Origin of the sequence: Bacteroides sp. M10 (assembly GCF_014334015.1) — a bacterium.
GTDB classification, from domain to species: domain Bacteria; phylum Bacteroidota; class Bacteroidia; order Bacteroidales; family Bacteroidaceae; genus Bacteroides; species Bacteroides intestinigallinarum.
This window is the reverse complement of record NZ_CP060488.1, coordinates 817530-836731: the sequence shown is the minus strand read 5'-3', so window position 1 is coordinate 836731 and position 19202 is coordinate 817530. Positions and strand designations below refer to the sequence as shown.

The following is a 19202-nucleotide window of genomic DNA, read 5'->3' as shown; positions in this document are numbered from 1 at the left end:
TTGAGAAATAATTGGCGGGATAAGGTATGATTCGGCGGTTGTTATTTTCGGTTTTTAGTTTTCAATTCTCAATTCTCAATTCTCAATTATATGAAGAAGTTTCTTCCCGACTTAATAGCCATTCTGGCTTTTATCATTCTTTCTTTCGCCTATTTTTTTCCGGCTGATATCGAAGGTCGTATCTTGTTTCAGCATGACACGGCTGCCGGAGTGGGTGCAGGACAAGAATCGAAAGAGTACCTTGAACGTACCGGAGAACGTACACGCTGGACGAATTCGATTTTTGGAGGTATGCCTACCTATCAGATGGCTCCGAGTTACGACTCGACGACAGCTTTGAAATGGGTGGAGAAGGTTTATCACCTCTATCTCCCGAATTATGTAGTGCTGACTTTTATCATGATGCTGGGATTCTATATCCTCTTGCGGGCATTCGGAATATCAGCCTGGCTGGCGGGATTAGGAGGAGTGATATGGGCATTCTCTTCCTATTTCTTCATTCTGATACCGGCAGGGCATATCTGGAAGTTTGTGACATTGGCTTATATACCACCTACGATTGCAGGTGTCGTTCTGGCTTACCGGAAGAAATACCTGTTGGGCGGAATCATTACGGCCCTGTTCATCGCCCTTCAGATTCAGTCGAATCACATTCAGATGAGTTATTATTTCATGTTTGTGATCCTGTTTTTTGTAGGAGCTTACTTTGAAGATGCTTATAAAAAGAAAGAACTGCCTCATTTCTTCAAGGCTAGCGGGGTTTTAGCACTGGCTGCCGTGGTAGGAGTCTGCATCAATATTTCCAATCTGTATCATACGTATGAATATAGTAAGGAGACGATGCGCGGCAAGAGCGAATTGAAGCAGGAGGGAGCTGCTGCCAGTCAGACCAGTAGCGGATTGGATCGTGATTATATAACCAACTGGAGTTATGGTATCGGTGAAACGTTGACGTTGCTGGTTCCGAATGTAAAGGGCGGAGGATCAGGATCTACGATGTCACAGAGCGAAGCTGCTATGGCAAAGGCTAATCCTATGTATAACGGTATTTACTCACAGTTACCTCAATATTTCGGTGAGCAGCCGTGGACAGCCGGTCCGGTATATGTGGGTGCATTTGTGATGTTCCTCTTTGTATTGGGGTGCTTTATTGTGAAAGGGCCTCTTAAATGGGCGCTGCTGGGAGCTACTATCTTCTCGATTCTGCTTTCATGGGGAAAGAATTTCATGGGACTGACGGACTTCTTTATCGATTATGTCCCGATGTATAATAAGTTCCGCGCTGTATCTTCTATTCTGGTAATAGCTGAATTTACAATACCTTTGTTGGCGATTTTTGCCTTGAAAGAGATTTTGAGTAAACCGGATATGCTGAAACAGGAAAAGAACTGCAGAGGAGTGATTGCTGCGTTGGTACTGACTGCCGGTGTTGCACTCATTTTAGCTGTCGCACCGGGCGTTTTCTTCTCCAGCTTTATAACGACACAGGAGATGACTGCTTTGAAACAAGCACTTCCTGCCGAACATTTGGCTCCGTTTGTGGCTAATCTGACTGAAATGCGCGAAGCCATTATTGCTTCGGATGCATGGCGCAGCTTCTTTATTATAGTGATCGGTTGCCTGTTCTTATTCTTGTATCAACTCCGAAAGTTGAAAGCCTCTTTTACACTGGCGGGTATTGCGCTTTTGTGTCTGATAGATATGTGGAGTGTCAATAAACGCTATTTGAATGATGAACAGTTCGTGCCGAAGTCGAAACAGTCAGAAGCATTCGTGAAGACACAGGCGGATGAGATTATTCTTCAGGATACGACTCCGAATTATCGTGTACTGAACTTCATCGGTTTCCCCGGTAATACGTTTAACGAAAACAATACAGCATATTGGCATAAGAGTGTCGGCGGCTATCATGCAGCGAAGCTTCGTCGCTATCAGGAAATGATAGACCATCACATTATGCCCGAAATGGAGGAAACTTATCAGGCTGTAGCCACTGCCGGTGGACAGATGGACAGTGTGGATGCTTCCAAATTCCGTGTACTGAATATGCTGAATACCAAATACTTCATTTTCCCTGCCGGAGAGCAAGGGCAGGCTGTTCCTGTTATGAATCCTTATGCATACGGTAATGCATGGTTCGTAGATAAGGTGCAGTATGTAAATAATGCAAATGAAGAAATAGATGCTTTGAACGATATTCTTCCAACGGAAACAGCCGTAGTGGATGTGAGGTTTAAAGAACAGCTGAAAGGTGTGACAGAAGGATATAAAGATTCACTATCTACCATCCAGTTAACCAGTTACGAGCCAAATCGTTTGGTTTATAAGACTTCCACTCCTAAAGACGGAGTTGTTGTTTTCTCTGAAATATATTATCCGGGATGGCAGGCGACTATCGATGGCCAGCCGGTGGATATTGCCCGTGCAGACTATATCTTGCGTGCGATAAATATGCCGGCAGGGGAACATACCATCGAGATGTGGTTTGATCCGCAAAGCATACACGTCACGGAAAGTATTGCTTATGCAGCATTGGCTTTATTGTTAATCGGAGTTATGCTTCTTGCGTGGACGCAGCGGGGCAAGATAGCGAAGAAGCCTTAAGCAAAATGTAATAGCATCAACCTTATAGTGTATTGTAAGGTTATAAAATAAGGGCGGCTCTCTTCCTCACGAAGAGAACCGCTACTTTGCATTCACTAAAAAATTATGAAAAACAAACGCTGTTCATAGAAATATATTAAGTGTGATGTTTTAGAGATTTTTCTGTTCAAAATCCGGTTTTTCGCCAGAGTGATTATCTTTGTGCATTCTTCTTTGAGCAGCCTTTTTCCGTGCGGCATTTTGTTCAGCCTGCCACTTTTCGTACTGTTCTTTTGTCAGAATCTTTTTTATCTTCTTTTCTTTGGCTTCTGCAACTTTCTTTTGTGAATCGGCAGAATTGTTATCTTTGTTCATCATCGGTCCACCACCCATTCTGCCGGGAAAACCACCTTCTCCCATCATAGGCGGTTGGCCTCCACCCATTGGTGGGCGTCTTCCCCGCATTCCAGGACCTTCTCCCATTGGCGGACGTTGGTCATCCGAATTTTGCATAGCCTTGAAGAACGCTTTCTGCTCTTTCAGGTTTAGCTTGTATATTTTTTTATATTGTTTGTCTGTCAACTGGAGTAACTTATTCATTTGGTCTGTCATCTGCGTGGCTACCTTTTCCGGATTCAACACCTCACGCGGAAGACGCTTTTCTTGTTGCCTTTCTTGCGGCTCATTGGCTTCTTGTGCATTTATAAAACCTGCACAACACGTTAAGCAGACTGCCAATCCTATCAATTTCATGTTTTTTCTCATCTCTCTTATGCTTTTATTTGTTTTAATACTCAAAGCTAAGCAGATATCGGAACAGATAAAAATAAAATCGACTAAGTGCGGAGATTTGTCTATCAAAAGCTCGACTCTACTTTCTCCTGCGGCCTTATATTATCTATGCCCTTGGATGAAAAGTAGTTTCAAGCGCTGAAACTGTTAGTTGTACTAAATCCCGCATACGTAATAGCTAAAGTTTCGCTTTCTGCATGCGGGATCGTTTTTTTGTTGTACTTTGGAGTAACAATCAATTTTCCAACAAAAAAACATTTTCATTATGGCAAGTATAATTGAGCGTGCCTGTGACTCTATTCCAGAGTTTAGGCAAAAGTACGAAAAGTTTAGTAAAGAACTTCATGTTCAACAGTATTCTTCGGGTACCATTACCGGTTACTGTCACCAGTTAGCTACGCTTTGTTTCCATTTCAAGAAAGTTCCTGAAGACTTGAGTCAGGAGGAGGTTCGTGATTACTTGAGTTGTCTTTCTTCTGGCAATTCCTGTAAAATCAGTAAGTTCAAGCACACCATTTATAGCCTTCGTTGCTACCGCAAGATGATGTCTCTTTCCGCCTGGCATTTTTCTCTTCCGCGTATCCGCAAGTCCAAGAAGCTCCCTGTCGTTTTTTCGTGCGAGGAGATTCTTCTGTTTCTCTCTAGTTGTGAGGGTCTTCGTTCGCGAGCTATTTTTTCTCTTATTTACTCGTGCGGTCTTCGGGTAAGCGAACTTCGTCATATGCAAATCTCCCATATTGACAGCCGTCGCATGCAAGTGTTGATTTATCAGGGCAAAGGAAAAAAGGACCGGTATGTTCCTTTATCGGCGCAAACCCTGTTGGATTTGCGCGCATACTTTTCCAGATATCAGCCCAAGTTCTATCTCTTTAACAGCACACCGGGGCATCCAATTAGCGAGGAAGTCATCCGCACTTTGTTTCGTGAAGCCGTATTGCTTGCCGGTATCCGTAAACCCTGTACTTTGCATACCCTGCGTCACAGTTACGCCACTCATTTGTTGGAGTTTGGTGAAAACCTCCTACGCATCCGGGATCTTTTGGGGCATACGAACATTACTACAACCATGACTTATCTTCATATAAGCCGGCTTGAGCAAGGTGGAAAGTCCTTTAGTCCACTTGACAGGGTAATAGCTGGAGTGAATCAGCCCCACAAGGATGAGAACGAAGTTTGAAGTTGCGCAGATAATCTCCCGCTTTAAAGCTCTGTTTTATGAGAAATATGCCCCCTGCCCACAAGTTCGCAAAGTTTTTGGCCATCTGGAACAATGCCGTACCGCTGAACTGGGAGGTCATGTGGATGCCTGCCCTGAATGTGGTGCCATACGTGTCAGCTACAACAGCTGCCGCAACCGGCATTGCCCCAAATGTCAGGGAGTGGAACGTGAGTTATGGATACAAGCCCGCAAGGAAGACCTGCTTCCGGTAAAATACTTTCATGTGGTTTTCACTCTGCCCGATGCATTGGATCCGGTATCATTGGGCAACATGAGAACTGTCTACAACTCTCTGTTCAGTGCCGCTTGGGATACTTTGAGCACCTTTGCCCGCAACAAAGGGGTACAGGGGGGAATGATATCCGTACTGCATACCTGGGGAAGTAATTTGCATTATCACCCCCATTTGCATTGCATTGTTCCCTGTGGGGGACTGGACAATAACGGTATGTGGAAGAAACTTTCCTCATCCGGTAAAGAGAGCCCGTTCCTGTTTCCGGTCAAAGCTATGAGCAAGGTGTTCAGAGCTAAATTTATGGCGGCACTCACCAGACAGGCGGATGTCACGCCACAGATCAGAAAGAAGCTATTCCGTACGGAATGGATCGTTTACAGTAAATCGCCTTTTTGTGGAGCGGGCAAAGTGTTGGAATACTTGGGGAGGTACTCACACCGGGTAGCTATCAGTAACAACCGGATTAAGAATGTGACGGACAGGACTGTGACCTTTGATTACAAAGATTACCGGGCGGCAGGTAAGCACAAAGAGCGTGAGCTCACAGGAGAAGAGTTTCTGCATCAATACAGTCTGCATATCCTTCCGCATGGATTTGTACGTATACGCCATTATGGGTTTCTGGCTGGCTGTAACAGGGAGAAACTAAGAAACATACAGATACAGATGGATGTTACGCCTTCTTCAATGAAGAGGGGAAAGAAGATATGGACGGAGGTGTGCAAGCAGAATTGGGAAGAATATAATCTGTGCAAGCATTGTGGAAAGGCACAGATGGTGACTGTAGAGGTATTTGCCCGTACAAGAGCACCACCAAACAGGTTCGAAGCAAAACTTCAAGAATCTGTATTTTAAGCATTTAAAGGATACCTCTGAAATCTAATGGGTGGCGGGGGAAGATTACTAGTGCTTATAGTGAACGGAAACGAAAGAAAAAACGGCAAAAGAAGGAAGAACAAGACTGGAGGAAGCTAGGAAGATGAACAAAAAACACTGAAAAACAAAGAACGAACAAAAATATTAGATTATACGAAAAAGAGAAAAGAGAGATGAATACCCATAATAAGGAGAGCGTACAACAAAGGCTCCAAATGTCCTACGGACACACGGAGCCCTATATCGTTCCCTCATTTGAAACTACAGTTTCTCCGGCGTGAAACTTTTGTTTCATCAGTGTGAAACTCTTGTTTCCTCGCCTTGAAACTTTAGTTTCTAACGCTTGAAACTGATAGTTCCACGGCTTGAAACAAGTCGTATCAATACGGGAAAGACAATTAAGAACGTGTTGACGTTCTTTTTAGCCATAACTCTTATTTAATTTAGATGGTGATAGGTGATAGATAAGGTGATAGGTTACCGATAACCTATCACTGCTCTGAAAATACTATGGATAAAGGGTTTGATAATGCTGGTGATAGGTTGAAAGAGGATTTCAGTTTTTATATATGAAGAGAGATATACTCATACATACGTTGAAAAAGGAAAATGTGAATATAAACAAATAGTTTGTGGATAGTCTTGTTAGGCTGTAAGCTGCTAAATTTGTAGCCAATAATAGAGCATATATTATGAAAAGACTACTATTCACTTTTTCCTTTTTCTTCTTGTTTGTGCTAAATGGAAAAGCACAGGAAGCGGAGGTTCTGACATTAGAGGATTGTCTCCGTATTGGTATTGATAATAACTTGTTGTTAGAAGGGAAGCGCAAAGAAATACAAAAAAATAAATATGGTGTATCTGAAAACCGTTCGAAACTATTGCCGCAGATTAATGCAATAGCCGGTTACAATAATAATTTTGATCCCCCGGTATCGGTTACTGACGGGTCCTCTTATGGTGTTCCTTATAATATAACGGAGACATTGCAACATTCTGCTAATGCGGGACTGGAAATGCAAATGCCCCTTTTCAATCAGACTCTTTATACTTCAATGTCCATAGCTAAAGTGATGGAAGAAATCAGTCGCTTGTCTTATGGAAAAGCTAGGGAAGATGTTATCCTTCAAATCAGTAAGATGTATTATCTCGGGCAAGTCACAGCCGAGCAGATCATGTTGATAAAAGCTAATATCACCCGCCTGAAAGAGTTGAGAGATATTACACAGGCTTTTTTCGATAACGGAATGTCTATGGAAGTCGACCTGAAAAGAGTAAATATCAATTTAGAGAATCTGCAAGTACAATATGATAATGCGCAGGCAATGATGAAACAGCAATTGAATATGCTGAAATATATTATGGATTATCCGGCGGAAAAAGAAATCGCACTAACGCCCGTCAATACAGATAGTATTACTACGGTAGCCTTGACCGGCTTGTCGGAAAATATCTATGAACTTCAACTTTCACAATCGCATGTACAATTAGCGGAGCGGCAAAAGAGGATAATCACTAACGGCTATATCCCTTCTCTTAGCCTGACAGGAAGTTGGCGGTATGCCGCTTATACGGATAAAGGGTACCATTGGTTTCACTCCGGTCCGTCCAATCACTGGTTTCGTTCTTATGGAGTGGGGCTGACTTTACGTATCCCTATTTTCGACGGGCTGGATAAAACCTATAAAATTAGAAAGGCAATGATTGATATAGAGAACAGTAAGTTGGCATGGGAAGATGCCCGTAAGAATCTACAAACTCAATATCTGAATGCCGTGAACGACCTGATGAACAACCAGCGTAATTTTAAGAAACAGAAAGATAATTATTTGCTTGCCGAAGATGTATATGCAGTCACCTCCGACCGTTATCGGGAGGGTATCGCTTCTATGACAGAAGTGTTGCAGGACGAGATGCAAATGAGCGAAGCACAAAACAACTATATCAGTGCACATTATAATTATCGGGTGACTAACCTGATGTTGCTTAAACTGACCGGACAAATAGAATCATTACTCAAATAATCGTAAATAACAATCATAAATATGGAAACAATGGAGAATAACATCCCTTCTATTAGTCATCAGGAGAAAGCAAAGAAAATGAAAAAGCTTCGCCGCTGGCAAATTGCGGTCAGCCTTCTCGGAGTAGCTATAATCGTCTGGGGAGTGATTGAAGTGATCTGTCTTTTTCTGAATTATAGTCAGACGGAGACGAGTAACGATGCGCAAATAGAACAATATGTGTCGCCTATCAATTTGCGTGCTTCGGGCTACATTGGCAAGATTTACTTTACAGAACATCAGGAGGTACATAAAGGAGACACTTTGCTCGTGCTTGACGACCGTGAATATAAAATCCGAGTCATGGAAGCAGAAGCTGCGTTGAAAGATGCACAAGCCGGTGCAACGGTCATTAACGCAACACTTAATACTACGCAAACTACAGCGTCCGTTTACGATGCGTCTATTGCCGAGATTGAAGTGCGGTTGTCGAAACTGGAAAAAGACCGGAAGCGGTATGAGAATCTGGTGAAACGAAATGCGGCTACTCCTATCCAACTGGAGCAGATTGTTACGGATTATGAAGCTACGCGTAAAAAACTGGAAGCTACGAAGAGGCAAAAGAAAGCTGCGCTCTCTGGTGTGGATGAAGTGTCTTACCGTCGTGTGAGTACCGAAGCGGCGATTCAGAGAGCAACAGCTGCACTTGAAATGGCTCGCTTGAATCTGTCTTACACAGTGGTGGTAGCTCCCTGTGACGGAAAACTCGGTCGTCGTTCGTTAGAAGAAGGGCAGTTTATTTCGGCAGGGCAAACCATTACGTATATTCTTCCTGATACCCAGAAATGGATTGTTGCTAATTATAAGGAGACACAAATTGAGAATTTACACGTCGGACAGGAAGTGTCTGTCACGGTAGACGCCATCAGTGATAAAGAATTTAAAGGAAAGGTAACTTCTATATCAGGAGCTACCGGATCTAAATATTCGTTGGTGCCGACGGATAATTCGGCTGGTAACTTTGTGAAGATTCAGCAGCGTATTCCCGTACGAATCGATTTCACGGATTTATCTAAAGAAGATAATGAACGGCTGGCGGCAGGCATGATGGTAGTGGTGAAAGCCAAACTCTAATAATCCCCGTCATCTTTTCCTGCGCTATATCTCTCTTTTAACTTTTAATTTATAATCTTTAATTGAACCCGATGCCCTCTTATCCTAAAAATTATCCTTTCTATAGCTGGATGCCCAAACCGCTGGGTATTATCATTCTGTTATTTTTCTTTCTGCCGATTCTTACGGTAGGTGGGGTCTATTCGGTGAACAGTACTGAAATGATGAGCGGGCTTGGTATTATATCCGAGCATATCCAGTTTGCTAATTTTGTAACCTCTATAGGTATGGCTGCATTTGCTCCTTTTCTGTATCAGTTGGTATGTGTACGGAGGGAGAAGATGATGTGTATTGTCGGGTTTGCGCTCATGTATATATTCAGCTATATCTGTGCCAAGACGGATAGTATTTTTCTATTGGCGCTTTGCAGTCTTCTGACAGGTTTTCTGCGTATGGTATTGATGATGGTCAATCTGTTTACGCTCATTTGGTATGCAGGTGGAATGGAAGCTACCCGCAACATTACTCCGGGATTGGAACCAAAAGATGCTGCCGGTTGGAATAAACTGGACATAGAGAGATGTGTGAGCCAGCCTGCTGTTTACCTGTTTTTTATGATTTTGGGGCAGTTGGGCACGGCATTGACTGCTTGGTTGTCTTTTGAATATGAATGGAAGTATGTATATTATTTTATGATGGGTGTTCTCCTGGTTTCTATCTTGATTTTATTAACTACCATGCCCAATTATAAGTTTCCCGGGCACTTTCCTATTAATTTCCGTAAGTTCGGCAATGTTACTGCATTCTGCATTTCATTGACCTGTTTCACTTATGTGTTAGTGTATGGAAAAGTTCTCGATTGGTATGATGACGAATCTATTCGTTGGACCACTGTTATCGGTATCCTCTTTGCGGGAATCTTTCTTTATATGGATGCCACCCGTCGATCGCCCTATGTTTTGTTGGAGGCATTTAAACTGCGTACCATACGCATGGGAGCATTACTTTATCTGTTGTTGATGGTGGTAAACTCCAGTGCAATGTTTGTCAATGTATTTGCAGGAGTGGGTATGCATCTCGATAATCTACAGAATGCCTCGTTGGGTAATTGGTGTATGGTAGGTTATGTCATTGGGGCTGTGGTTGCCATGGTGCTAGGGGGGAAAGGATTGCATTTTAAGTATTTGTTTGCGATGGGATTTTTTTTCCTTTCTTTATCGGCTGTTTTTATGTATTTCGAGGTGCAGACAGCTGGAGTTTTTGAACGCTTGAAGTATGCGGTCATTATCCGTGCTACGGGTATGATGATTCTGTATGCGTTGACAGCCGCTTATGCCAATCAGCGTATGCCTTTTAAATATCTTTCCACATGGATTTGTATCATGCTCACAGTGCGTATGGTTGTCGGACCGAGTGTTGGCGGAGCGATTTATACAAACGTTTTGCAGGAGCGGCAGCAACATTATGTTACCCGTTATGCTCAAAATGTAGACTTGCTTAATCCGGATGCTTCCACCTCTTTTCTTGGCACGGTACAGGGGATGAAGTATCAGGGAAAAAGCGAGACGGAAGCCCGTAACATGGCTGCCATATCCACCAAAGGACGTATTCAGGTGCAGGCCACGCTTTCTGCTCTTAAAGAAATGGCGGGATGGACGATTTACGGTGGGTTAATTTGTATGATATTTGTGCTTGTTGTTCCTTATCCTAAACGAAAATTGCTAACTTAGCGTCGTTTTTGATAATGATCTGTTAATATGTGCAGTGTTATGGATACCGGACAAAATCGTTTATTACAGTTTGACCGTGATTTGTTAAGTGGGAAAAATATATGCAGTTCGAGAGGAATATTTGTGACTTTTCCATCCTCGCTGAAAAGACCCTTTCAAATGAAAGGGTTGGGGCTGGTTATTTGCCGGCAAGGTTATTTCAAATTTTTGCTCAATCAGAAGATACACCTGGCTAAGTCGGGTGATAGTTTGTTTATTCCTGAAGATGGTGAATTTCAGGTGCTGGAAGAGTCCGGAGATCTGGAAATACAGATATTGGTCTATCAGATAGAACCTATACGGGACATTATGGGAAACCTGGTTGTTTCTATGTATATGTATTCCCGGCTTACGCCTGATAGCCCTTCTTGTGTGTGGACTACCGGTGAGGAAGAAGAGATTATGAAATATATGTCTTTGTTGGACAGTGCTTTGCAACCGCAGGAGGATTCATTTAAACTTTATGAACAGAAATTGCTTTTACTGGCATTGACGTACCGGATTTGTTCTATCTATAATCGGAAACTTGTTAGTAACGGTCAGGAAGTGGAAGGACGTAAAAACGAAGTCTTTATTCATCTCATCCAATTGATTGAAAAGTACTATATGCAAGAGCGGGGTGTCGCATTCTACGCTGATAAACTATGTTTGTCTCCTAAATATCTTTCCGCTGTTTCTAAAAGCATTTGCGGATATACCGTGCAAGAACTGGTGTTCAAGGCGATTATCCGCAAAAGTATTTCGTTGTTAAAGAATACGCAGCAAGACATTCAAGAGATTTCAAATGCTTTCGGCTTTCCCAATGCTTCTTATTTCGGTACGTTCTTTAAGAAACAGGTAGGAGTGTCACCGCAGCAATATCGAAAGAATCTCTAAGCGTTTATTCTTTTTCGCCATAAGCAAGATCGCCTGCATCACCCAGTCCCGGAACAATATAAGAATGTTCGTTGATTTCCGGATCAATGGCAGCGCACCAAATGGTTGTCTTGTCTTCAGGAAATACATTCTTTATATGGTCAATGGCCTTTTGGCTGGCAATAATGGAAGCAACGTGAATTTCAGCGGGATGACCTTTCGTCAGCATTGCCTGGTAACTCAGTTCCATACTGCCTCCTGTTGCTAACATAGGATCGGTGATAATCAATGTCTTGTCATCAATACGGGGAGATGCGATATATTCTATATGTATATCGAATTTCAGCGTATCTTTATATTTGCGGTAAGCAGAAACAAATGCATTTTCCGCTCCGTCGAAATAACTAAGGAAACCTTGGTGGAAAGGCAGACCTGCACGTAGAATAGTGCTGATTACTAAATTGTTGTCCGGCGTACTGACCGGAGCAATTCCCAGTGGTGTCTGGATATTCTTTACCGAGTATTTAAACTCTTTACTCATTTCGTAAGCCATGATTTCTCCGATCCGTTCAATGTTACGGCGGAAACGCAGGCGGTCGTTCTGAACTTCTACATTTCTAATTTCGGATATGTACTGGTTTAGAATCGAATTAGTTTGGCCAAAATCAATTACTTTCATATTATATTTTAATCAAATTTTAATCTCATTTTCATAGTATTGATAACATACTGGCTTGCAAAGTAAACGATAATCTTTCAAATTGCAATATTCAGTTTGCAGATATTGTTAGGAATTTATAAAAGAGTTTCAATTAGGGAAAAATTTCTCTAATACCTTCTTCCTTTCCAAAGAAAGTATTACTTTTGTAGCCGGATTTACAAGGGGCTCTCCAAAGCTCCCCATGTTAAGGTGAAAAGAGATAGAAAACAAAATACCAATTTTAATTAATTCAAAAGAAAATGGCAAATTTAGATTTAAGCAAGTACGGTATCACAGGTGTGACCGAGATTGTGCACAATCCGTCTTATGACGTTTTGTTCGCTGAAGAAACAAAACCAGGTTTGGAAGGTTTCGAAAAAGGCCAGGTAACTAACATGGGCGCTGTAAACGTAATGACTGGCGTTTATACAGGACGTTCTCCTAAAGATAAATTCTTCGTAAAAGATGAAACCAGCGAAAATACAGTATGGTGGACTTCTGAAGAATACAAAAACGACAACAAACCAGTTGACGCAAAATGTTGGAAAGCAGTTAAAGAATTGGCAACTAAAGAATTGTCTAACAAGAGACTGTTCGTTGTTGATGCTTTCTGTGGTGCTAACGAAAACTCTCGCTTGAAATTGCGCTTCATCATGGAAGTTGCATGGCAAGCTCACTTCGTAACAAACATGTTCATCCGTCCGACAGCTGAAGAATTGGCTAACTTCGGTGAACCTGATTTCGTTATCATGAACGCTTCTAAAGCTAAGGTTGAAAACTACAAAGAACTGGGCTTGAACTCAGAAACTGCAGTTGTATTCAACTTGACTGAAAAGATCCAGGTTATCCTGAATACTTGGTATGGTGGTGAAATGAAGAAAGGCATGTTCTCTTACATGAACTACTTGTTGCCTTTGAACGGCATGGCTTCTATGCACTGCTCTGCTAACACTGACAAAGAAGGTAAGAGCTCTGCTATCTTCTTCGGTCTGTCTGGTACAGGTAAGACTACTTTGTCTACTGACCCGAAACGTCTGTTGATCGGTGATGACGAACACGGATGGGATGACGAAGGTGTATTCAACTTCGAAGGTGGTTGCTACGCTAAAGTTATCAACTTGGATAAAGAAAGCGAACCAGACATCTGGAATGCTATCAAACGCGATGCACTGTTGGAAAACTGTACAGTTAACGCTGAAGGCGAAATCAACTTCGCTGACAAGTCAGTAACTGAAAACACTCGTGTTTCTTATCCTATCTATCACATCGAAAACATCGTTAAACCGGTGTCTAAAGGTCCTCACGCTAAACAAGTTATCTTCTTGTCAGCTGACGCATTCGGTGTATTGCCTCCAGTATCTATCCTGAACCCGGAACAAACTCAGTACTACTTCCTTTCTGGTTTTACAGCTAAATTGGCTGGTACAGAACGTGGTATCACTGAACCGACTCCGACATTCTCTGCTTGTTTCGGTGCTGCTTTCTTGTCATTGCACCCAACTAAATATGGTGAAGAATTGGTTAAGAAGATGAAGAAAGCTGGTGCTAAAGCATACTTGGTGAACACAGGTTGGAACGGCTCTGGCAAACGTATCTCTATCAAAGATACTCGTGGTATCATCGACGCTATCCTTGACGGTTCTATCGACAAAGCTCCTACTAAGGTTATGCCTTACTTCGACTTCGTTGTTCCTACAGAACTTCCGGGTGTTGATCCGAAGATCCTTGACCCACGCGACACTTACGAATGTGCTTGCCAATGGGAAGAAAAAGCAAAAGATTTGGCTGGACGTTTCATCAAGAACTTCGCTAAATTTACAGGTAACGAAGCTGGTAAGGCTTTGGTTGCTGCTGGTCCGAAACTCTAATTGGAGAATCAGATATAATATGGAAGGCGGTTCGATTTCGAACCGCCTTTTTTTTGTTTATGCCTGTGCCTTTCTATGAGAATAAATGCTGTTTGTTTAAAACTTTTCCCTATATTTGCCAAAACAGGAGTACTAACCTTTAAAGGCGGTTATGGTATATCTAGCTACTGACAAACAGACTTATGCGGATCTAAGCATTACAGAGACTGCTAGTAATGAGCAATTTCTTTTCTCTTTGTTTTCCAAAACAGAGACAAAAGAAGGAAAAGCGCTGATGTTAAACTGGATTATGTATCCATTAAGTGATTTGGAGGAAATCCGTAAAAGACAGGAGGCTATTGTCTGGGATGCTTTGCCCGAACTTCTTTTGAATGAAGAAGAGCTGGATTTTATTGAGTATTACCTGGCTTATCGTGACCAGATACGGGAAGCTCATATTTTACTTTCATGTGCTACTGTTATCGACCGTCTGGTGCGATATGATTCGACCCGTTATGTGATCTGCAGAGGGGTGAAATTAGTGGTTCATCTCTTGCATTGTCTGAAGGAATGGGCGACAGAACTACCACAGGACGCCCCGCAACTCATGAAAGAATCTGCTGCTATGATTGATAATATTCTCCATGGAAGTGAATTGGAGGAAGTATTGGAGCAGACCTCTGATGAGGAAAAACGACTGTCTAACTTTGTCATAGACAAATTCGATTATCTATTCCGGTGTACTCGGTTGTTATCTTTGAAGGAACTTCTGGCTGTTATATATCTACTTGATGTTTGCCGTACAGCTCACCGGGTGGCAAAAGAGAAGAACTTCTGTTGTATGCCGGTAATGGTACCGACAATGGACTTCTTGGTGGAGGGAGTCGTTCATCCTTTGTGAAAGATGCGCAGCCAAACAGTTGGCAGATGTCCCGGGGAAATATATGCATTTTTACAGGCTCTAATATGGCGGGGAAGTCAACAACTTTAAAGGCATTGACCTTGGCTGTCTGGTTGGCACATTGCGGTTTGCCTGTTCCTGTGAAATCAATGATTTGTCCTCTTTACGAAGGGATTTATACCTCGATCAATCTGCCGGATTCTTTGCGGGACGGACGAAGTCATTTTATGGCGGAAGTGCTCCGTATTAAAGAAGTGATGCAAAAAGCCGTGACCGGAAAACGCTGTTTGGTGGTATTGGATGAGATGTTTCGCGGGACGAACGCTAAAGATGCGTTTGAAGCCTCCGTTGCCGTCAATGAATTATTGAAGGGCTTCTCTCATTGCCATTTTTTGATATCGACTCATATTCTGGAATATGCGAAAGCCTTTGAAAAGGATTCTTCCTGTTGCTTTTATTATATGGAAGCAGAAATTATTGATGATGCGTTTGTCTGTCCTCATCGGTTGTTGCCGGGGATTTCAGAGGCCAGAGTCGGGTATTGGGTCGTGAAAAAGCTGTTGGGTGGTTTGATATAGTTTTACCTCATTATAAGAGGATTAAGATTCTACTTTATTTTTATTAGAGACATATTTTAATTACTTTTGTACGGACTATATAAGCGACTAATCTTGAATAATAATGCAACAGCCATGAAGAAACTTTATTCCTTTCTTATCAGTTCCCTATTCCTTACCTCCGGGCTTTATGCGGGAGAAACAGATTATACTCAAGGGCTTTCCATCTGGTTTGATACTCCCAATACTTTGCAGGGATATGCCGCCTGGTATGGCGGAAGACCGGATTTGTGGAAAGGTGAAAATAAACCGATAACAGCAGGAAGCGGACATAATCTGGATGCCAGTTGGGAGTCACAGTCATTGCCTATTGGTAACGGTAGCCTCGGCGCAAATATTATGGGATCGGTGGAAGCCGAACGTATCACTTTCAATGAAAAAACGCTTTGGCGCGGTGGTCCGAACACAGCGAAAGGTGCGGACTATTATTGGAATGTCAATAAACAATCGGCCCATCTTTTAGATGAAATACGCAAAGCATTTACAGAGGGAGATCAGAAAAAGGCTGAAATGCTGACGCGACAGAACTTCAATAGTGAAGTTTCGTATGAAGCTGACGGAGAAAATCCTTTCCGTTTTGGTAGCTTTACTACAATGGGAGAGTTTTATGTAGAAACCGGACTGAATATGATAGGAATGAGCGATTATAAGCGCATTCTTTCTTTGGATTCGGCTATGGCAGTCGTACAATTCAAAAAGGATCGTGTGGCTTATCAACGCAACTTTTTTATCTCTTACCCTGCCAATGTAATGGTGGTACGTTTCAGCGCGGATCAATCGGGGAAACAAAATCTGGTTTTCAGTTATGCGCCTAATCCCCTGTCTACCGGCAGCATGGTTTCTGATGGAAATAAAGGACTGGTTTACACAGCTTCTTTGGATAATAATGGAATGAAGTATGTTGTGCGCATCCAGGCAGAAACAAAAGGAGGAACACTGTGTAATGCAGATGGAAAGTTGACGGTGAAGGATGCAGACGAAGTTGTATTTTATATCACAGCGGACACTGACTATAAGATTAACTTTGATCCGGATTTCAAAGATCCGAAAACATATATAGGCGTTAACCCCGAAGAAACGACAAAGCAGTGGATGAATAATGCAGTGGCGCAGGGATATACAGCTTTATTCAATCAACATTATAATGATTATGCTACTCTGTTCAACCGGGTTCGGCTGAATCTGAATCCAGCGGTGAAAGGAGTGAACCTACCTACTTCCCAACGTCTGAAAAATTATCGGAAAGGACAGCCGGATTATTATCTGGAAGAGTTGTATTATCAATTTGGACGTTATCTTCTGATTGCCAGTTCCCGTCCGGGCAATATGCCTGCTAATCTACAGGGGATTTGGCACAATAATGTCGATGGACCGTGGCGTGTGGATTATCATAATAACATCAATATCCAGATGAATTATTGGCCTGCTTGTTCTACCAACTTGAATGAGTGCGTGCTTCCGTTGATTGATTTTATCCGTACACTGGTGAAACCGGGGGAGAAGACTGCACAAGCTTATTTCGGAGCAAGAGGATGGACGGCATCTATCTCCGGCAATATTTTCGGCTTTACCACTCCGTTGGAAAGTCAAGATATGTCGTGGAACTTCAATCCGATGGCAGGTCCCTGGCTGGCTACTCATATATGGGAGTATTACGACTATACAAGAGACTTGAAATTTCTGAAAGAAACCGGCTATGAACTAATTAAGAGTAGTGCGGATTTTGCTGTCGATTACCTGTGGCATAAGCCGGATGGAACCTATACGGCTGCTCCGTCCACTTCGCCCGAGCATGGTCCTATCGATCAGGGAGCTACTTTTGTGCATGCCGTAGTGCGTGAAATTCTGATGGATGCGATTGAAGCAAGCAAAGTGTTGGGTGTAGATAAGAAAGAACGTAAGCAATGGGAGCATGTGCTTACCAATCTCGTTCCCTATCAAATAGGTCGTTATGGTCAGTTGATGGAATGGTCGGTGGATATTGATGATCCGAAAGATGAACATCGTCATGTGAATCATTTGTTCGGCCTGCATCCGGGACATACTGTTTCTCCGGTCACTACTCCCGAACTGGCGAAAGCTGCTAAAGTGGTATTGGTGCATCGTGGTGATGGTGCTACCGGTTGGAGTATGGGTTGGAAGTTGAATCAGTGGGCGCGTTTGCAGGATGGTAATCATGCTTATACTTTATTCGGCAATTTATTGAAGAACGGAACCATGGATAATTTGTGGGATACGCATCCGCCTTTCCAAATTGATGGAAACTTTGGCGGGACAGCGGGAATTACCGAAATGCTGCTCCAAAGTCACATGGGTTTTATTCAATTATTACCGGCTTTGCCGGATGCGTGGAAAGACGGTTCTATCAGTGGTATCTGCGCGAAAGGAAATTTTGAGGTGGATATAATCTGGGAGAATCATCAGTTGAAAGAAGCTGTTGTACGCTCTAATGCAGGAGGCAACTGTGTCATAAAGTATGCGGATCAGACTATCTCCTTTAAAACAGTGAAAGGACGCAGTTATCAGATTGGATATGATGCAGCCAAAGGGCTCATTAAAAATTAAACACAAAATATCGGAAAATTAGAAAGAAAGGATGGTACTGGAGTATTTAAAATTATTCGTGACATTTGCGAAGATTGGGATGTTTACTATTGGTGGCGGTTATGCCATGATTCCGTTGATTGAACGGGAGATTGTTAACAAGCAATGGATGAATAAGGAAGAATTTATGGAGATGTTTGCTTTGACGCAGTCGCTTCCGGGTGTGTTTGCGGTGAATATTTCCATTTTCGTAGGGTATAAGTTGCATAAGGTGGGTGGTAGCCTGGTGTGTGCATTGGCTACGATTCTTCCCTCTTTCGTTATCATGATGCTGATAGCCATGTTTTTTGCACAGTTTCAGGATAATGAAGTGATGATTCGTATCTTTAATGGAATACGTCCTGCCGTGGTAGCATTGATTCTGTTTCCTTGCATTTCTGCTGTTAGAGCTTTGAAACTGAAGTATTTGCAATTGGTTGCTCCTGCCATAGCCACCGTGTTGATCTGGCAGTTCGGCTTATCACCTATTTATATTGTGTTGGCCGGAATTATAGGGGGATTGGTATATACATTATGGTTGAAAGAAAAAATAGCGAATAAACAGGTATGATATATTGGCAATTACTTTGGGTGTATCTTAAAATAGGTATGTTCGGTTTTGGGGGTGGATATGCGATGCTTTCCCTGATTCAACATGAAATAGTGGATCTCCATCATTGGCTGACTCCTCAACAGTTTACGGATGTGGTCGCAATTTCGCAGATGACTCCGGGACCGATTGGTATAAATAGTGCTACTTACGTAGGTTATGCGGTAACACAAAGTGTTTGGGGAGCTGTGTTGGCCACTGTAGCCGTTTGTTTGCCTTCTTTTATTTTGGTGTTGCTCATTTCTTATTTCTTTGCGAAGTGTAAGGATAATAAGTATATTAAAGCGGCTATGTCCGGACTGCTTCCTATGTCGGTCGCCCTGATTGCTTCGGCTGCATTGCTTATGATGAATAGAGAGAATTTTATAGACTATAAAAGTATCGGTATTTTCGCAGCCGCCTTTTTGGTTACATGGAAATGGAATCTTCATCCTATTCTGTTGATTTGTCTGGCGGGCGTGGTAGGATTGCTGCTGTATTAGTAATATTTATAGGAAAA

General features: G+C 42.4%; 13 protein-coding genes and 1 pseudogene. 12 read left to right on the top strand and 2 right to left on the bottom strand.

The window, feature by feature from the left end:
* Window positions 1-90 precede the first annotated feature (90 nt).
* Entirely contained in the window at window positions 91-2604 is a 2514-nt protein-coding gene (locus H8796_RS03440; RefSeq protein WP_117936944.1) for a YfhO family protein, read from the top strand.
* A 150-nt stretch (window positions 2605-2754) separates the two neighbouring features.
* Here H8796_RS03440 and H8796_RS03435 read toward each other — a convergent pair whose 3' ends face one another.
* Window positions 2755-3348 carry a hypothetical protein gene (locus H8796_RS03435; protein WP_117936942.1) on the bottom strand — a complete coding sequence of 198 codons (594 nt, stop codon included), beginning with the start codon at window positions 3346-3348 and terminating at the stop codon, window positions 2755-2757.
* Window positions 3349-3640: 292 nt separating this feature from the next.
* Between H8796_RS03435 and H8796_RS03430 the strand changes: the two genes are divergently transcribed.
* The 6 genes from H8796_RS03430 (at window position 3641) to H8796_RS03405 (ending at window position 11466) form a co-directional block, all read left to right on the top strand.
* Window positions 3641-4552, top strand: a complete 912-nt coding sequence (locus H8796_RS03430; RefSeq protein ID WP_187343853.1) for a tyrosine-type recombinase/integrase — start codon at window positions 3641-3643, stop codon at window positions 4550-4552.
* Complete coding sequence (locus H8796_RS03425) at window positions 4536-5684, top strand: IS91 family transposase (protein ID WP_187343852.1); 1149 nt, start codon at window positions 4536-4538, stop codon at window positions 5682-5684. The genes H8796_RS03430 and H8796_RS03425 overlap by 17 nt, the downstream gene beginning before the upstream one ends.
* A gap of 713 nt (window positions 5685-6397) precedes the next feature.
* Complete coding sequence (locus H8796_RS03420; protein ID WP_117938107.1) at window positions 6398-7729, top strand: TolC family protein; 1332 nt, start codon at window positions 6398-6400, stop codon at window positions 7727-7729.
* Between the two features lie 21 nt (window positions 7730-7750).
* Window positions 7751-8842 (top strand): HlyD family secretion protein, encoded by a 1092-nt coding sequence (locus tag H8796_RS03415; protein WP_117938105.1) that lies wholly within the window; start codon window positions 7751-7753, stop codon window positions 8840-8842.
* A gap of 71 nt (window positions 8843-8913) precedes the next feature.
* Complete coding sequence (locus H8796_RS03410; protein ID WP_117938103.1) at window positions 8914-10551, top strand: MFS transporter; 1638 nt, start codon at window positions 8914-8916, stop codon at window positions 10549-10551.
* Between the two features lie 39 nt (window positions 10552-10590).
* Window positions 10591-11466, top strand: coding sequence for an AraC family transcriptional regulator (locus H8796_RS03405; RefSeq protein ID WP_117938102.1), 876 nt, complete (start codon window positions 10591-10593; stop codon window positions 11464-11466).
* Between the two features lie 4 nt (window positions 11467-11470).
* On the opposite strand, the gene upp is transcribed toward H8796_RS03405, so the two are convergent.
* Window positions 11471-12124 carry a uracil phosphoribosyltransferase gene (gene upp, locus H8796_RS03400; protein WP_004310703.1) on the bottom strand — a complete coding sequence of 218 codons (654 nt, stop codon included), beginning with the start codon at window positions 12122-12124 and terminating at the stop codon, window positions 11471-11473.
* A 281-nt stretch (window positions 12125-12405) separates the two neighbouring features.
* On the opposite strand from upp, the gene pckA reads away from it, so the two are divergent.
* The 5 genes and pseudogenes from pckA (at window position 12406) to H8796_RS03375 (ending at window position 19185) form a co-directional block, all read left to right on the top strand.
* Entirely contained in the window at window positions 12406-14013 is a 1608-nt protein-coding gene (gene pckA, locus H8796_RS03395; protein ID WP_004302393.1) for a phosphoenolpyruvate carboxykinase (ATP), read from the top strand.
* A gap of 151 nt (window positions 14014-14164) precedes the next feature.
* Window positions 14165-15471: pseudogene (locus H8796_RS03390) on the top strand (DNA mismatch repair protein MutS).
* 114 nt (window positions 15472-15585) lie between these two features.
* Entirely contained in the window at window positions 15586-18075 is a 2490-nt protein-coding gene (locus tag H8796_RS03385; protein ID WP_117938100.1) for a glycoside hydrolase N-terminal domain-containing protein, read from the top strand.
* Window positions 18076-18106: 31 nt separating this feature from the next.
* Window positions 18107-18664, top strand: a complete 558-nt coding sequence (locus H8796_RS03380) for a chromate transporter (protein ID WP_117938098.1) — start codon at window positions 18107-18109, stop codon at window positions 18662-18664.
* Complete coding sequence (locus H8796_RS03375) at window positions 18661-19185, top strand: chromate transporter (RefSeq protein WP_004296410.1); 525 nt, start codon at window positions 18661-18663, stop codon at window positions 19183-19185. The genes H8796_RS03380 and H8796_RS03375 overlap by 4 nt, the downstream gene beginning before the upstream one ends.
* Window positions 19186-19202 lie beyond the last annotated feature (17 nt).

What these genes read in the sequence shown, in the direction of transcription:
- H8796_RS03385 (WP_117938100.1), top strand. Translation starts at nt 15,586, where the DNA reads ATGAAGAAACTTTATTCCTTTCTTATCAGTTCCCTATTCCTTACCTCC.
- H8796_RS03430 (WP_187343853.1), top strand. Translation starts at nt 3,641, where the DNA reads ATGGCAAGTATAATTGAGCGTGCCTGTGACTCTATTCCAGAGTTTAGG.
- H8796_RS03415 (WP_117938105.1), top strand. Translation starts at nt 7,751, where the DNA reads ATGGAAACAATGGAGAATAACATCCCTTCTATTAGTCATCAGGAGAAA.
- H8796_RS03405 (WP_117938102.1), top strand. Translation starts at nt 10,591, where the DNA reads ATGGATACCGGACAAAATCGTTTATTACAGTTTGACCGTGATTTGTTA.
- H8796_RS03420 (WP_117938107.1), top strand. Translation starts at nt 6,398, where the DNA reads ATGAAAAGACTACTATTCACTTTTTCCTTTTTCTTCTTGTTTGTGCTA.
- H8796_RS03435 (WP_117936942.1), bottom strand. Translation starts at nt 3,348, where the DNA reads ATGAGAAAAAACATGAAATTGATAGGATTGGCAGTCTGCTTAACGTGT.
- H8796_RS03440 (WP_117936944.1), top strand. Translation starts at nt 91, where the DNA reads ATGAAGAAGTTTCTTCCCGACTTAATAGCCATTCTGGCTTTTATCATT.
- H8796_RS03375 (WP_004296410.1), top strand. Translation starts at nt 18,661, where the DNA reads ATGATATATTGGCAATTACTTTGGGTGTATCTTAAAATAGGTATGTTC.
- H8796_RS03410 (WP_117938103.1), top strand. Translation starts at nt 8,914, where the DNA reads ATGCCCTCTTATCCTAAAAATTATCCTTTCTATAGCTGGATGCCCAAA.
- H8796_RS03380 (WP_117938098.1), top strand. Translation starts at nt 18,107, where the DNA reads ATGGTACTGGAGTATTTAAAATTATTCGTGACATTTGCGAAGATTGGG.
- H8796_RS03425 (WP_187343852.1), top strand. Translation starts at nt 4,536, where the DNA reads ATGAGAACGAAGTTTGAAGTTGCGCAGATAATCTCCCGCTTTAAAGCT.
- upp (WP_004310703.1), bottom strand. Translation starts at nt 12,124, where the DNA reads ATGAAAGTAATTGATTTTGGCCAAACTAATTCGATTCTAAACCAGTAC.
- pckA (WP_004302393.1), top strand. Translation starts at nt 12,406, where the DNA reads ATGGCAAATTTAGATTTAAGCAAGTACGGTATCACAGGTGTGACCGAG.